The sequence below is a fragment of the Paenibacillus rhizosphaerae genome, assembly GCF_014192015.1.
Classification (GTDB): Bacteria; Bacillota; Bacilli; order Paenibacillales; family Paenibacillaceae; genus Paenibacillus_AQ; species Paenibacillus_AQ rhizosphaerae.
In genome coordinates, this window is the sequence record NZ_JACHXJ010000011.1 from 47336 (window position 1) to 63370 (window position 16035).

Sequence of the window (16035 nt, forward strand, 5' to 3'; positions counted from 1 at the left end):
GCTTCTTTATTTCGAACGTGCTCCAGCCGGAGTTTCCTCCTCCTGCTGCAGCCGGTTGTTTTCCGTTTGTAGTCTTTCCAATTCACCGCGAAGCTGTTCGATCTCCTGCTGCATGCTGCGCAGCGAATCAACGATCGGGTCAGGCAGCTGGTGGCTGAGACGGTCCACCCGGCGCCCGTCCTGCTTCACGATTCTTCCCGGAATGCCCACCACCGTGCTGTTCGCGGGGACTTCCTTCAGGACGACCGAGTTGGCTCCGATGTTGCACTGGTCCCCGACCGTAAACGAACCCAGCACTTTCGCGCCGGACGCGATTACGACATTGTTGCCGATGGTCGGATGCCGTTTGCCTTTTTCCTTCCCGGTGCCTCCGAGGGTAACGCCCTGGTAAATAACGACGTCGTCCCCGATCTCACAGGTCTCCCCGATGACCACGCCCATGCCATGGTCGATGAACAGGCGCTTGCCGATCTTCGCTCCGGGATGGATCTCGATCCCCGTCATGAAGCGGCTAACCTGGGAGATCACGCGCGCCAGCGTAAACCATCGGTGTTTGTACAGCGCATGCGCAACCCGATGAGCCCAGATGGCATGCAGTCCGGAATAGGTGAAAATGACCTCGAACAGACTTCTGGCCGCCGGATCATTCTCGAATACGGTTTGGATATCCGATTTCATGTGCTTGAACATATCCGTTCCCCTCTTTGCTTCTTCTGTTCTCCATCGTTACGTGGAGGCACAACACCCTTCTCGCAATGACGACAAAAACATTCATGACGATTATTCTAGAAGCCAACCTACGCTCAGCAAAAGATCTTCCAACAAAAAACGCCCCTGCAGCATCATGCTGCAGAGACGTTATACGCGCGGTCCCACTCTGCTTGGGCCTAGCTGCTGATGACGTACCACCGGTGATTCCGGCAGACTGCATCGCAAACCAAGCCCCACTTTCTGTCCTCATAACGGCGGACGTCCGGCACAGTCTAACGGGGAGATCCTCCTCCGCTCATCCGTGCAGCTCACAGGTGCATTTCCACTGCCGGCCAATAGGTAACTTCCAGCCTTGAGAAAGACTTACGCCTTCCTCTCGGTCACCCTCTCTGTCAATGGCTTGATCAATGTACTTCTCCTGATCTTCGCTGATCGCACATTGGATCATTCGACACTCCCTGGAACAGCGGGGCCGAATTGATTTTGCTTGTAATTATAGCCGATAAGTCGTCTTACTGACAAGAAGTGTTTCAGGGAGCTTATGGGTTAGAATATGCCGTGATTACAAGAAAGAATCCACTTATGCTCCCTTAATTTGCGATTTCAGCCGCTCGATAACGCGTCCGCGGCCCAGCAGGAAGATCGTTTCGTTCAGATCGCGGCCGTGCATCTGGCCGGTCAGCGCGACGCGGATCGGCATAAAGAGCTGCTTGCCTTTCACGCCGGTCTCCTTCTGAACCTCTTTGATGAGCGCGGCAATATGCGAAGCGGTATACTCCTCCGAAGCCTCGATCTTCGCTAGCAGCGCCGACAATACGGTAGGCACCTGCTCTTCGGCCAGCACCGGCAGGGCTTCCTGATCGATTTCCAGATGAGAGCGGAAGAACACCTCCGACAGATCGACAATATCCGATGCGGCTGTCATCTGCTCCTGATAGAGGGCGACCAGCTTGCGCGTCCAGGCCTTCTGCTCCTCATCCAATTCGGCCGACAGACGGCTCGCCCGCTGCAGATGCGGAATGGCCAGCGCCGTAATCCGATCGGTATCGGCATTCTTAATGTACGTATTGTTCAGGTGAGCCAGCTTGTTCTGATCGAACACGGCCGGGCTCTTCGACAGGCGGTCCGGATTGAAGATCTTGATCAGCTCTTCTCTGCTGTAAATCTCTTCTTCGCCTTCCGGAGACCAGCCCAGCAGGGCGATAAAGTTCACCATCGCTTCCGGCAGGTAACCCAGCTGGTCGTACTGCTCGATGAACTGTATGATCGACTCATCCCGTTTGCTGAGCTTCTTGTGGTTCTCATTCACGATCAGCGTCATATGACCGAACTGCGGCGGCTCCCAGCCGAACGCCTCGTAAATCATCAACTGGCGCGGCGTGTTGGAAATATGGTCTTCCCCGCGCAGGACGTGGGAAATTTCCATCAGATGATCGTCGATCGCTACCGCGAAGTTGTACGTCGGAATGCCGTCCTTTTTCAAGATGACGAAGTCTCCGGTGTCCTGGGTATTAAAAGAAATCGTTCCTTTGACCATATCGTTGAACGTGTATGTCTTGTTGTCCGGCACCCGGAAGCGAATGCTGGCCACCCGGCCCTCCGCTTCAAATGCCTGACACTGCTCCGGGGTCAAGTCGCGGTGCTTGCCGGAATAGCGCGGCGTCTCGCCGCGGGCGATCTGCTCTTCCCGCTCCTTCTCAAGCTCTTCCTCGGTGCAATAGCAGCGGTAAGCCAAGCCGCGGTCCAGCAGGTCCTGCCAGTATTTCTTGTAAATGTCCAGACGTTCGGTCTGGCGGTAAGGCCCATACGCCCCGCCCACATCGACGCTTTCGTCCCAGTCCATGCCGAGCCATTTCAAATACTTCAGCTGGCTTTCTTCGCCGCCTTCGATATTCCGCTTCACGTCCGTATCTTCGATTCGGATAATAAACTCTCCGCCCTGGTTGCGGGCATACAAATAGTTAAACAGCGCCGTTCTGGCATTGCCAATATGTAAATGTCCGGTTGGACTCGGTGCATAACGTACGCGCACTTTGCTCATCCTGATCCCCTCCGTCATATCATTGATCAATAAAGTCCGTTCAGAAATACTTTACCCTATTCCAGCCTAAATCCTTCAAGATGATAGCACATCTTGGATCAAGCATACAACCGATTGGGCTGCAATGCCTTCTCCCCGCCCCGTGAATCCGAGCTGCTCCGTTGTGGTCGCCTTCACGTTGACCTGCGTCACATCAGCATCCAGCGCCTTGGCGATGACTTCGGCCATCTGCGGAATATAAGGAGCCATCTTCGGACGCTGGGCGATAATGGTCGAATCGATGTTGCCCAGACGGTACCCCCGCTCCTTGGCGAGGCCCCACACATGCTGCAGCAGCTTCAGACTGTCCGCGTCCTTGAATTCCGGATCCGTATCGGGAAAATGCTTGCCGATGTCCCCCAGCGCAAGCGCACCCAGAATGGCATCCGCCACGGCATGCAGCAGCACGTCCGCGTCGGAATGTCCCAGCAGCCCCTTCTCGTACGGAATCGTCACACCGCCAATAATGCACGGCCTGTCCTCCACCAACTGATGAACGTCAAACCCTTGTCCTACACGTATCATCCCTTTTTCTCTCCCTTGCGTTTCTGCATAAATACGGCGTACTCCAAATCTTCCGGTGTCGTAATTTTGATATTCGTATAGCTGCCTTCCACAACCGCCACGGGAATGCCCAGCCGCTCCACGAGCATCGAGTCGTCGGTGCCGGCAAAGCCGTCCGCCGCGGCGCGTTCATGAGCCCTTTTCAAATCGGAAAGACGAAAAGCCTGTGGGGTGTGAATGGCCCACAGACTCCGGCGATCAGGGGTCGCCAGAATCGTCCCCGAATCGTTCACTTGCTTGATGGTATCCTTCACCGGCACCGCCAGCACGGCCGCTCCTTCCTGGAGCGCCTTCCGGTAGCATGCCTCAATGTGCGCAGGTTCCACGAACGGGCGAACCCCGTCATGAACCATTACCCATTCTGTACCGATTTCCATCAAGCCGTTGTATACGGATTGTTGTCTTTCGCTTCCGCCGGCGATGACCTTGGTGACTTTACCAAGTCCGTAATCCTGGATCCACTGCTCGCAGCGCGGAATATCGTCCGCACCGGTGACCAGGACCACTTCTTTCACCAGCGGCATTTGTTCAAAAATGTCAAGCGTATGCATAATGATGGGCTTGTCTTCAAGCATAAGGTACTGCTTGCTTTCCTGCGTCCCCATCCGGGAGCCGCGGCCCGCGGATACCACAATGACGCCCACCTGATTCTCTGTGCCCAAGTCGATGCAAAGCCTCCTCAACAACTGACCGAAAAAGAGTATACCCCCATCATACCGCGTTTACTGGGCTTTTTCCAACAGTTTCGGTTTGGCGAAGATCATCCGCCCCGCGGAGGTCTGCAGCACGCTCGTTACCAGCACTTCCATCATATTGCCTATATAGTCGCGTCCGCCTTCAACCACAATCATGGTTCCGTCGTCGAGATAAGCCACTCCCTGGCCATGCTCTTTGCCGTCCTTGATCACCTGCACCATAATTTCTTCCCCCGGCAGGACGACCGGCTTCACGGCGTTAGCCAAATCGTTAATGTTCAGTACGGATACGCCTTGCAGCTCGCATACCTTGTTCAGGTTAAAATCGTTGGTCACCACTTTGCCCTGCAGCACTTTGGCGAGCTTCACCAGCTTGCTGTCCACTTCGGAAATTTCTTCGAAATCCCCTTCATAGATCAACACCCTGACATCCAGTTCCTTCTGGATTTTGTTCAAAATATCGAGTCCTCTGCGTCCGCGGTTGCGCTTCAAGAGGTCCGAGGAATCTGCAATATGCTGGAGCTCTTCCAGAACGAATTCGGGAATGACGATCGTTCCTTCGATAAAACCGGTTTTGCAGATATCCGCGATCCGGCCGTCAATGATGACGCTCGTATCCAGAATTTTATGCTCCTCAATCCGGCGTTCCTCCGGCAGCTCGCCCCGGCTCCATTTGCCTGAAGTCCACAGGGACGCGAGCTCCTCTTTCTTTTCCAAGCCAATCCGCAGCCCCATATAACCGCACACGAATGTCACACCGACAGCCAGCAAATCCCCGGCATGTCCAATCCAGGCAAGGCTGGGGTAGATTAATAGAGCCAGCAGCAGTCCTCCGATCAGGCCCGACGCTCCGGCCGCCAGCTCATTCATCGGCGTGTTCGAGAACGAAGCGATAAACGAATGCAGACGATACGATACAGCTTGAGCACACAGGGAACCAATCAACAAAAATAAAATTGCGCCAACCCCAGCGAACATCAGGCTGCCCCACAGCGAATCATCAATTCCAATTCCAGGGAACGACCAGCCTGCTGCATGATGCAGCGAGTACCCGATCCATGCCCCGCATAATCCGGCGAATGCCGTGATCGATTTCCTCAGCATCAGTTCCCTCACCTCCTTAAATCCATATTTTTAATAGTTGCAGATTTCATTAGCAGTATGGTCCATTTTGCAGCAACCTAATCCTGTATATTCCAATTTTTATTGGACGGCTGAACCTTTCTTTTGTACCATCCTACAGAAGTCTCGTTTTTGGTTGAAAATGGGGAATTGACTGGAATATAATAAGTTCAATTCAAAAAACTAGAGGTTAGAGGTGAATAGGTTACATGGGCACACCAAGTTTACAAGACTTTCAAGATCAGGTTTCCGAACTGTTGCTCCGTCACCGCAGTCTGCTGGATGTATTGTCAAAGAATGGACAAAGCAGTGCCTCCGTTAACCGGTCCGTCGCCAAGGCGATTACCGATTGCGGTTGTATTGAACTTCATGCCACCAAACAAACCTTTGCTCCGGGACTGAACCTCGAGGAAGCCAAGGAAACGGTACGGACCCATGTCCAAGGGGAGCTGTGCGAGAACTGCCGCGAGGTGATCAGCACCGAGCTGGGGCGGAACCTGTTCTATATGTCGGCGCTGTGCAATCTGCTCGATATCAATATGGATGAAGTGGTCCGGAAGGAATCGCAAAAATGCTCCACCCTCGGGCTGTTTAACATGTCATAGAACGACAAGATTTTTTATACATCAAAAAAAGCATTTATCTCGCTGCTCCGGGCAGGAAATAAATGCTTTTTATTTTTTGCATCCCGTTCTATTAAACAGGACGTCGTTTATGAAGAGTGGTCGTTGAACACTTTATCGGACTGCTCGCGTTGACGGCGGCGTCTGCGCGACAACCTTCTCACGTTCTCTTTCACACCGTAAGCGGCATACAGCACCAGCGGCAGGAAAATCAGCTTGGAGAGCTGATCCGGGAACGTGACGGCGACCGCGACTCCGGCAAGAATGACGAACGGCGCGTACATCATCGCTTTCTTCGGAAAGCCGATTTTTTTGAAATTCGGATACCGGACCGTGCTGACCATCAGGTATGACAGCAGCAGCATGGCGATGATCATATAGGGGGCGGAAATATCATCACGAAACAAAGATAATGTAGCAAGCACGCCGCCTGCTGCCGGTATAGGGAGACCTATAAAGTATCCAGGGCTGCCTGATTGGACGTTAAAGCGGGCGAGCCGAAGCGCCCCGCACATGGGAAATACGGCGGTTACCGTCCAGATCAGCGCGTGATGCATATCGTTGAAACAAGAAATGTACATGATAAGAGCGGGTGCAACACCAAAGGAAATTACATCCGAGAGGGAGTCCAGTTCCTTGCCCAACTCACTCTGTGCATTGAGCGCCCGGGCCACCCGGCCGTCCAATCCGTCGAGAAGCATTGCAATGATAATCATGATGGCCGCCAAGCTCAGCTTGTTGTCGAGGGCCAGCATAATCCCTACCATTCCGAGAAACAAGTTACCCAAGGTACACATGTTCGGAATTGATTTCGTAAACATTTTCTCACCTCAAATATCGTAGTACCCCCATGTCATCCATTGATTGTATGGCATTTAAATTTGTCTGTCAATGAATACTTGTTCCTGCAAGCGTTTCAGTCCCTCTTTGATATTGCGGGCTCTGACTTCGCCAATTCCATCCACTTCATCCAGTTCCTCGATCGTAGCCATCATAATATGCGGCAGCCGTTCAAAGCGTTCCACCAGGTTGTGGATGATGACATTCGGCAGACGTGGAATTTTGTTGAGGATCCGGTAACCACGGGGCGCTACAGACTCTTCTGAGGTCGCGGCCGACAACGGATATCCTAGCAGGCGGACGACATAGTGGATATCAAGCAGCTCGTCGTCGGTCGCCCGTTTCAGTCCGGCGATCATCTCGCGGATCTTCTCATCGCTGTCGTCACGGGCATAGTCTTTGTACAGGAGCCAGGCTTCTTCCTCCATGTTGCTTACGAGTTCTTCCATCTGCATGCTGATCAGGCGCCCTTCATTCCCGAGCTCGTTGATGTAGCGCTTGATTTCCATTTTGATGCGCAGGACCATCTCCACACGCTGGATGACGTTGACCACTTCGGGAACGGTGACCAGCTCTTCGAATTCGGAAGCCGACAGGTTCGTCAGCGACTGGTTCAACACCGCCCGGTACTTCTCCAGCGTCTGAAGCGCCTGGTTGGCTTTGGTCAGAATGACGCCGATCTCTTTCAGCGCGTAGCGGAGCGTGCCTTGGTACAAGGTAATGATGTTCCGGCGCTGGGAAATCGACACGACCAGCTTGCCGGTCTGTTTGGCGACCCGCTCGGCTGTCCGGTGCCGAATCCCCGTTTCGATCGAAGAAATGGATGAATCCGGAATCAGCTGGGTGTTGGCATACAGAATCCGCTTCAGGTCCTCGCTCAAAATGATGGCCCCGTCCATCTTGGCCAGCTCATATAAGTAGTTGGGCGAAAAATCGCAGTTGATGGAGAAGCCTCCGTCCACAACCTCCATCACTTCGGGACTGTAGCCGACCACCAGCAGTCCCCCGGTTTTGGCGCGCAGCACGTTTTCCAGGCCGTCGCGAAACGGCGTGCCGGGTGCCACGAGCTTCAATAAATCGTTCATTTTCTCCAATTGGCTCGGTTCTTTCATCTTCATTTGCCCCCTAATCTAACGCGACCGCTAGTGCATCTGCAACGGTACTCACTCCGATGATTTCAATACCTTTGGGGTGCCTCCATCCTTTCAAACTTTTCTCCGGTAAAATAATCCGCTTGAACCCCAGCTTCTCCGCTTCCCGGACGCGCTGTTCCACACGGGATACGCCCCGGACCTCGCCGGTCAGGCCGACTTCGCCGAACATGACGTCATACGGCTTTGTCGGAATATCCCGAAAGCTGGAGGCGATGCTGACGGCGATGGCCAGATCGACCGCCGGTTCGTCCAGCTTGACGCCCCCCGCCACGTTCAGGTACGCATCCTGATTCTGCAGGAACATGCCCATCCGCTTCTCCAGCACCGCAATGATGAGTCCCATCCGGTGATGGTCGATCCCGGTGCACATGCGCCGGGGTGACGGAAAATGCGTGGAAGAGATCAAGGCCTGAAGCTCGACCAGGACGGGTCTGGTGCCCTCCATGCTGGCCACGACTGTGGATCCCGCCACGCCGAGCGGGCGCTCGGACAGAAACAGCTCTGACGGGTTCCCGACTTCGACCAGCCCGACCTCGTTCATCTCGAAAATGCCGATCTCATTTGTCGATCCAAAGCGGTTCTTAACGGCTCTTAACAGCCGATAGGTATGATGACGCTCGCCTTCAAAATAAAGCACACAGTCCACCATATGCTCCAGCAGCCTCGGTCCGGCGATGGCTCCTTCCTTTGTAACATGCCCCACCAGGACGGTGGCGATGCCGAGCCCCTTGGCTACCCGCATAAACCGGGCCGTGCATTCCCGGACCTGCGCCACGCTTCCCGGCGCGCTGGTCACCTCGGGAATATAGACCGTCTGGATGGAGTCGATCACCAGAAACTGAGGCTTTACAGTCTCGATCGCCTCTTCGATCAGATCCATATTAGTCTCGCACAGAACGTACAGTTCCGGCGACAGGGCGCCGAGGCGATCCGCCCGGAGCTTGGTCTGGCGAACCGATTCCTCGCCGGACACGTACAGCACGCGCAGGCCGGACTGCGTCAGAGCGTGCGACGTTTGCAGGAGCAGGGTCGACTTGCCGATGCCGGGGTCGCCCCCCACTAGAATGAGCGATCCGGGAACGATCCCGCCGCCCAGAACGCGGTTCAGCTCGCCGATCCCGGTCAGCACCCTTGCTTCCTGGCTGCTCTCTATATTTATGATCGAAAGCGGCTTTTCTTTACTATGAAAAAGCGGGGAATTCATCCCCTGCGTCTTGATGATGCTTTCCGTTTCTTCTACCATCGAGTTCCAGGCTTGGCAGCCTGGACACTTCCCGTACCATTTGGCAGCTTCATAGCCGCACTCGGTACAGTAAAACTTCGTTTTCGATTTGGCCATGCGTTCTCCTTTGCTGCCCCCAATTTGTCTAATTATGTCGTTACCTCAGAAATTTGGCATTATTTTAAGTTTACCATTTATTAAGATTTATCGTAAAGTCTATCCAAAAACTTTACATTGATTTAGCAGGGGTAAGAAAACATTAAAAGGGACTGACACGCCAGGTCCATAAAAACCGGCGGGGCAATCCCTTGTTGTTTCAGGCTTCGTATGATGTCACCGGCTCATTTACGACTGCGTATTGGCCGATACATTTTCGTTTTTGTTGACCGTCAGCGCGCCGTTCTCTTCATCGATGATCAGCGAGTCGCCTTTGGATACATGGCCCGTGAGCAATTCTTCCGACAGACGGTCCTCGATATGCTTCTGGATCGCCCGGCGGAGCGGACGGGCACCGAATGCCGGGTCGTAGCCTTCCTTCGCAAGAAATGCCTTGGCTTTATCCGTGAGGGTAAAGTCGACATCGAATTCGCGCAGGCGTTTACGCAGCTCTTCGGTCATCGTCGTTACGATCTCGGCGATGTGCTTCTCTTCGAGCGAGTGGAAGACGATGATTTCGTCGATCCGGTTCAGGAACTCCGGACGGAAGCTCTTCTTCAGCTCTCCCATCACTTTATCCTTCATGTTGTTGTAATCGGCCCCGGCGTCAGCGGCTGCCGTGAAGCCCATCGTGGAGTTCCGCTTGATCGCTTCCGCACCGACGTTGGAGGTCAGAATGATCAACGTGTTACGGAAGTCCACCACACGGCCCTTGGAGTCGGTCAGACGGCCGTCTTCCAGCACTTGAAGCAGAATGTTGAACACTTCAGGGTGCGCCTTCTCGATTTCGTCCAGCAGGACGACCGAGTACGGCTTACGGCGTACTTTCTCGGTCAGCTGGCCGCCTTCGTCATAGCCGACGTATCCCGGAGGCGCTCCGACCAGCCGGGACGTGGAGTGTTTCTCCATGTACTCGGACATGTCGATGCGGACTACCGCATTTTCGTCGCCGAACATCGCTTCGGCCAAAGCACGGGCCAGTTCGGTTTTACCGACACCCGTAGGTCCAAGGAAGATGAACGATCCAATCGGACGCTTCGGATCCTTCAGACCGGCACGGGAACGTCTTACCGCGCGGCTGACCGCCTTGACAGCTTCTTCCTGGCCAATAACGCGTTCGTGCAGGATGGTTTCCATATTCAGCAGGCGTTCCGTTTCTTCTTCCTTCAGCTTGCTGACCGGAATACCGGTCCAGCTGGCCACAACCTGGGCGATATCCTCAGGCGTCACTTCGGAGTCCGTACGGCCCTGTTTTTCTTTCCATTGGTTCTTCGTGACGTCGAGCTCTTCGCGGATCTTTTGCTCGGTATCGCGAAGGGCGGCCGCTTTCTCGAATTCCTGGCTTTGCACGGCCGAATCCTTCTCCTTGCGGATATCTTCAAGCCGGCTTTCCAGTTCCTTCAGATTCGGCGGAATGGTGTACGTGTGAAGCCTTACCTTGGAGCCCGCCTCGTCGATCAGGTCGATCGCTTTATCCGGCAGGAACCGGTCGGAAATGTAACGGTCCGACAGCTTCACAGCTTCCACGATCGCCTCATCCGTAATTTTCACGCGGTGATGGGCTTCGTAGCGGTCGCGCAGGCCGAACAGAATTTGAATCGCCTCTTCCGGAGACGGCTGATCCACCGTGATAGGCTGGAAACGGCGCTCCAGAGCGGCGTCTTTCTCGATATATTTGCGGTACTCATCCAGCGTGGTGGCACCGATGCACTGCAGCTCGCCACGAGCAAGCGACGGCTTCAGAATGTTGGATGCGTCGATGGCGCCTTCCGCGCCGCCCGCACCGATCAGCGTATGCAGCTCGTCGATAAAGAGGATGATGTTGCCCGCTTGGCGGATCTCATCCATGATTTTCTTCAAACGGTCCTCGAATTCGCCGCGGTATTTCGTACCGGCTACAACCGATCCCATGTCCAGCGTCATAACGCGTTTGTCGCGCAGCGTTTCCGGGATTTCATTGTTAATGATTTTTTGAGCCAGGCCTTCGGCGATGGCGGTTTTACCAACCCCCGGCTCCCCGATCAGCACCGGATTGTTTTTGGTCCGGCGGCTAAGGACCTGGATGACCCTTTCGATTTCCTTGCTGCGGCCGATGACCGGATCCAGGTTGCCTTCCTTGGCAATCGCAGTCAAGTCGCGAGCCAGGCTGTCAAGCGTCGGCGTGCTGACGTTGGATTGGTTGCCGTGATGGCTGGATACGGCCTCGCTGCTGCCCAGCAGCTGCAGCACTTGCTGGCGGGCCTTGTTCAGGCTGATGCCGAGATTATTCAACACACGGGCGGCCACGCCTTCGCCTTCACGAATGAGGCCGAGCAGGATGTGCTCTGTTCCCACATACGTATGGCCCAGTTTGCGCGCTTCGTCCATGGACAGTTCAATCACCTTTTTGGCGCGAGGGGTATAAGCGATATTCGTCGGCTGTTCCTGCCCCCGCCCGATGAGCGTTTCCACTTCATCCTGGATTTTTTCAAGGCCAAGTCCGAGTCCGATTAAAGCTTTAGCGGCAATGCCGTCCCCTTCCCGGATCAGTCCGAGCAAAATATGCTCCGTACCAATGTTGTTATGCCCTAAACGAACCGCTTCCTCTTGTGCCAGTGCGAGCACCTTCTGCGCACGTTCCGTAAATCTTCCGAACATCATATCTCCTGCACCTCCATGAGTTTTATCATCGCTTCTCTAATTAAGTCCTTCATCGTAAAGCTGTATATCATAAAGGCTCAGCGCTTTCCAAGGGTTTCCCGGATGAGCTTCGCCCGGTAAATATCGCGTTCTTCGGTGTTCATATCATGACCGTAGGTTTTCTGCAGGAAGCCCGGCTGGGTCATCACATTCAGTTCATTCATCACCGGAATGGAAGGCCCTTCGAGAATCCCGAGATCAACCCCAAGGCGTACGTCGGAGAGACGCTGCCCCGCCTCCTTCGAATCCATCACTTCCGCGTAGGATAAAATCCCGTAGGACCGTTTGATGCGGTCGGTAATGCGGAGTCTGGAATCGTTCATAAGCCGTGTGCGTGCATTTTTCTCATGCTCGATAATCTGCAGCACGACGCTGTGAAGGTTGTCGATGATTTCATTTTCGGTCTGCCCCAAGGTAATCTGATTCGAGATTTGGAACAGGTTACCTATTGCTTCGCTGCCTTCCCCGTAAATTCCTCTAACGGTGAGCCCAACTTGTGAAACGGCGGATAAAATCCGGTTGATCTGCTGGGTCATCACCAGCGCCGGCAGGTGCATCATGACCGAAGCCCGCAGGCCTGTGCCCACATTGGTTGGACAGCTGGTCAAGTACCCGTGCTTATCGTCAAAGGCGTAATCGATGTATTCCTCGAATTTATCGTCAATGCTCGAGGCCTTCTCCCAGGCTTGGCGGATCTGAAAACCGGGGTATAGACATTGAATGCGAAGATGGTCCTCTTCGTTAATCATAATGCTGACCGATTCGTCCTCACTGAGGATCACCGCGCCATGCTGGGATTCATTCGCCAAATTCGGGCTGATCAAATGTTTCTCTACCAGCACCCTTTTGTCCAGCGGATCGATGTGGTCGAGCTCCACGGTATAAAAAGTTCCAAAAGACTGAAGGTGATCACTGGGAATACCCGTCAGACGTTTGAGCACTTCCTCCGACTGCTGGCGGGTGGCCAATAGCGGAAAAGGAAGATGCTGCAGGTTGCGCGCAACCCGAACCCGGCTGCTGATGACGATTTCGGAAGCATCGGCCTGGCCGCGCATCCAATCGCTCAGCGCTTTCTCGGTAAACCGGAGATTTGGCATCACGCATTCCTCCTCCTTCGAGTGAACTTTACTGTTCCGACAATTCTTTCTCAAGCGTACGGATCTGGTCGCGCAGCTTCGCAGCTTCTTCGAATTCCTCTTCATGAATACGCTGCTGAAGCTCAAGCTTCAAGCCGTCGATTTTCCGTTTGGCTTGAATTTTGCTGCCGCCTCTCTTGGGCAACTTGCCGACATGTACGGTACTGCCGTGGACTCTTTTGAACAGAGGGTCCAGGCGGCTGCCGAAATATTTGTAACAGGAGCTGCAGCCGAACCGGCCGATCTTGCTAAACTGCGAGTACGTCATCCCGCACTCTTCGCATCTCAGCGATTGAGCAGCCTTGGCGCTGCTTGCCGCTCCCTTGCCGGCCATGTCAATGTCCATCAGACCAGACAGCAGGCTGTGTATAGAAAATCCGCCAGAGGTTCCGGGGATCATTTCCCCTTTCTCCCGGGCACAGGATTCGCAAAAGTGAAACTCCGTCTTCTCACCATTCACAATCTTGGTAAAATGGAGAGTCGCCGGTCTCTTACCACATTCTTGGCAAAGCATACCGATGTACCTCCTTTTTCTCCGTAAGCCTACTTGCCTAACAAAGAAATCAGCATCGCCTTCATCAGCCGAGCACGTATCTCATCCCGGTAAGGAAGCTTGATCATCAGGCACTCTCTGGATATCGCGGCGCGCATAATGCTCGCTTCGCGTTTGCTCAGGATGCGTGCCTCCTCCAACTGGTAGATCAGCCCTTCGGCCACGTTCTGATCGATGCGGTCCCCAATCGTTTGGTGGAGATGCGTATGAAGCGCCGAGTATTGCGGGAGCTCAATCCGCTGAATCCGGATGTACCCTCCGCCACCGCGCTTGCTTTCCACAAGATAACCTTTTTCGAGCGTGAATCGTGTACTGATCACATAGTTGATCTGGGATGGAACGCATGAGAACTGATCAGCCAGATCGTTGCGCTGAATTTCAATCATTCCTTCGGGACTATCATGCAGAATACCCTTCAGATATTGTTCAATAATATCAGAGATATTACGCATTGTTCATCCTCCATTACGTTAAAACGTCAAGACCTTCATGGTCATTCGTGAGTCCGTTCGCATACCCACACCATCTCCTTTAAACTTAACCAATGGTCAGGGGCTCGAATCTGGATCTTCCACGGGTGAATATGTTATAACTGATCTAAACCTTGCGCATTCACTATTGTGAGTTCAACCGTAGACAAACATACATTTGATTTTACGTTGACTTTGACTTTCTTTGATCTAAATTATAACATATTCTCACGTTTTGCCAAGAGGGTGTATCTTCATTTTTGACGTTCTGCTTCTTTTTATACGGCGCCCATACGAAATAACCCCCTGCAACGAGTGCAGAGGGCTGCTATTCTGAACAAATCCCGGCGCTTTAAGAACTATAATGAAAGGAATTTAATACCAATACCATTGTTCAAAAGAAATCCATAAACAAGGTCTGTCGAGCGGGGATCCGCGCTTCCAGTATGCTTACTGCCTCGGCACTGCCTACAATTCGTCCGGACTGGTATAGTTCAGACGGCCGTTTGAATCCCGTCAGCATGACGGTCAGTGCCTGAATGTCGCAGCTAAGCACCTCTTCCTTCTGTTCTTGAGAATAATCCAGGGGAGCGACGGAAGCGGTTCCGTCCGATGAAAACGACCAGCTCCAAACGCCTTCATTCCAAGGCGCATATCTATCCGTCAGCTGAATAGATAGACGCTCGGTTTCCCCCTCGCTGGAGGCTATAAAAGGATAAACTTCGACGAGTTTCTTCATATTTACGACACGGGCCATCCCATATGGAATAATCTCCTGGTTAATCCGCGGATCGGCCAAATGATATGTAAGATTGTCATCCATTGGCATGAAATTGACGATCACCTGCGTCACCATTGAATCGTGATTGGCGATATATGTCCATAGCGCACGGCGTGCCTCATCGGTGACATAAATGAGTTCGTCAATAGTAAACTCCTTGTTTTCCACTTTATACAGAACATATCCCTCCGGCGCACCTGAAGCCGAATAATAAACCGCCGTATGCCCATCCTCGTCCATTACCGAACGGGTCCACCATTCCCGGGTTCGAACCATTAATCCATTATAACGTTTGGAAAATGCAGCATAGACCGTATCCAAAACATCCGGATCCTTGATATCCCGCCGGATCGTACCTTCAGTTACGACCTTTGCCGGCAATTTATCGGTCGAAATGACATATTTCTTGTACTCGCTGAACATTTCCCAGCCGTATTTCCGGTAAAACGGATAGGAAAAAGGATGCAGCATGGAACAGACCTGCCCGTTCTCATTCATCTGCTGCAGCGCGTGCGTCAGCAGCTGCTTAATATAACCCTGCCGGCGGTTCTCCGGCCATGTGGAAACGCTCGCAATCCCGCCCATAGGAAAACTCTCACCTAGAACCGATACCGTAAACGGAATTAACACCAGCTTAGCCGCCAGTTGTTCATCTTCGTCAAAAATGCCCCACACCTGCTCAGGCCTAAAGCGTTCTTTGGCCAGCTGCTTCCGTTCGGGAGTCATCTTGTATTGAAAAGCATATTCACTCAGCCGGGTGCTTTGATCAAATTCATCTTCCCGTAAATTCCGGATTTCCATGCTTCCACCTCGCCTATTAAGGATGTGCCTGCGAACTCAGTCAGACCATCATTGTTCAGATATCCACTGAATTCCAAGACGAGTATGGCAAAATCGATGTCCAAAGTCAATCCATCCGGTTTACCTGGGGACAACTTATTTGAAGATTAGGTTCTTTTCGTGGTTATTTACGATCCTCTGTGGGTTATGGGGATCAATTTGTGTATTTGTGGATGGTTTTTTGGCGAATCGGGGAGTCGAAAACGTTATCTGTGCATAATTAAGAGGATGGGATGATCAAAAAATTAGAGGCTGTGGATGAAAAAAGCCCCTTATCAACAGGAGCGGGGAACAAAAAAACCACTGTCGATGTTATCAACAGTGGTCCTTCGCTTGGCAACGTCCTACTCTCCCAGGACCCTTCGGTCCAAGTACCATCGGCGCTGGAGGGCTTAACGGTCGTGTTCGG

At 53.1% G+C, this 16035-nt stretch carries 14 protein-coding genes and 1 rRNA gene; 1 reads left to right on the forward strand and 14 read right to left on the reverse strand.

Annotation, left to right across the window (positions count from 1 at the left end; all coding sequences use genetic code 11):
- Window positions 1-6: 6 nt before the first annotated feature.
- The 5 genes from cysE to FHS19_RS33420 form a co-directional block, all read right to left on the reverse strand.
- Window positions 7-690 (reverse strand): serine O-acetyltransferase, encoded by a 684-nt coding sequence (gene cysE, locus FHS19_RS33400; protein WP_183587609.1) that lies wholly within the window; start codon window positions 688-690, stop codon window positions 7-9.
- Between the two features lie 601 nt (window positions 691-1291).
- On the reverse strand, window positions 1292-2752 hold the full coding sequence (gene gltX, locus FHS19_RS33405; protein WP_183587611.1) for a glutamate--tRNA ligase: 1461 nt from the start codon (window positions 2750-2752) through the stop codon (window positions 1292-1294).
- A 75-nt stretch (window positions 2753-2827) separates the two neighbouring features.
- Entirely contained in the window at window positions 2828-3316 is a 489-nt protein-coding gene (ispF, locus tag FHS19_RS33410; RefSeq protein ID WP_183587613.1) for a 2-C-methyl-D-erythritol 2,4-cyclodiphosphate synthase, read from the reverse strand.
- Window positions 3313-4017 carry a 2-C-methyl-D-erythritol 4-phosphate cytidylyltransferase gene (gene ispD / locus FHS19_RS33415; RefSeq protein WP_281382626.1) on the reverse strand — a complete coding sequence of 235 codons (705 nt, stop codon included), beginning with the start codon at window positions 4015-4017 and terminating at the stop codon, window positions 3313-3315. The genes ispF and ispD overlap by 4 nt, the downstream gene beginning before the upstream one ends.
- Before the next feature lie 60 nt (window positions 4018-4077).
- Window positions 4078-5154 carry a PIN/TRAM domain-containing protein gene (locus FHS19_RS33420; RefSeq protein ID WP_183587615.1) on the reverse strand — a complete coding sequence of 359 codons (1077 nt, stop codon included), beginning with the start codon at window positions 5152-5154 and terminating at the stop codon, window positions 4078-4080.
- 227 nt (window positions 5155-5381) lie between these two features.
- Here FHS19_RS33420 and FHS19_RS33425 point away from each other — a divergent pair, with 227 nt between their 5' ends.
- Window positions 5382-5777, forward strand: a complete 396-nt coding sequence (locus tag FHS19_RS33425; RefSeq protein WP_076176710.1) for a nucleoside triphosphate pyrophosphohydrolase family protein — start codon at window positions 5382-5384, stop codon at window positions 5775-5777.
- A 107-nt stretch (window positions 5778-5884) separates the two neighbouring features.
- On the opposite strand, the gene pssA is transcribed toward FHS19_RS33425, so the two are convergent.
- The 9 genes from pssA to rrf all read right to left on the reverse strand — a co-directional run.
- A complete protein-coding gene (gene pssA, locus FHS19_RS33430) occupies window positions 5885-6616 on the reverse strand; it encodes a CDP-diacylglycerol--serine O-phosphatidyltransferase (RefSeq protein WP_183587617.1) in 732 nt (243 codons plus the stop codon).
- Between the two features lie 54 nt (window positions 6617-6670).
- Complete coding sequence (disA, locus tag FHS19_RS33435) at window positions 6671-7747, reverse strand: DNA integrity scanning diadenylate cyclase DisA (protein WP_183587619.1); 1077 nt, start codon at window positions 7745-7747, stop codon at window positions 6671-6673.
- Between the two features lie 13 nt (window positions 7748-7760).
- Window positions 7761-9128, reverse strand: coding sequence for a DNA repair protein RadA (gene radA / locus FHS19_RS33440; protein ID WP_183587621.1), 1368 nt, complete (start codon window positions 9126-9128; stop codon window positions 7761-7763).
- A 228-nt stretch (window positions 9129-9356) separates the two neighbouring features.
- Window positions 9357-11807, reverse strand: coding sequence for an ATP-dependent protease ATP-binding subunit ClpC (gene clpC / locus FHS19_RS33445; RefSeq protein WP_183587623.1), 2451 nt, complete (start codon window positions 11805-11807; stop codon window positions 9357-9359).
- A gap of 77 nt (window positions 11808-11884) precedes the next feature.
- Window positions 11885-12943: a protein-arginine kinase McsB gene (mcsB, locus tag FHS19_RS33450; RefSeq protein ID WP_183587635.1), complete on the reverse strand. Its 1059-nt coding sequence runs from the start codon at window positions 12941-12943 to the stop codon at window positions 11885-11887.
- 28 nt (window positions 12944-12971) lie between these two features.
- On the reverse strand, window positions 12972-13496 hold the full coding sequence (mcsA, locus tag FHS19_RS33455) for a protein-arginine kinase activator protein McsA (RefSeq protein ID WP_183587625.1): 525 nt from the start codon (window positions 13494-13496) through the stop codon (window positions 12972-12974).
- Between the two features lie 29 nt (window positions 13497-13525).
- Window positions 13526-13987, reverse strand: coding sequence for a CtsR family transcriptional regulator (locus FHS19_RS33460; RefSeq protein WP_183587627.1), 462 nt, complete (start codon window positions 13985-13987; stop codon window positions 13526-13528).
- Between the two features lie 412 nt (window positions 13988-14399).
- Window positions 14400-15587 carry a GNAT family N-acetyltransferase gene (locus tag FHS19_RS33465; RefSeq protein ID WP_183587629.1) on the reverse strand — a complete coding sequence of 396 codons (1188 nt, stop codon included), beginning with the start codon at window positions 15585-15587 and terminating at the stop codon, window positions 14400-14402.
- Window positions 15588-15957: 370 nt separating this feature from the next.
- Window positions 15958-16035 (reverse strand): 5S ribosomal RNA (gene rrf, locus FHS19_RS35860); the annotation flags it as partial.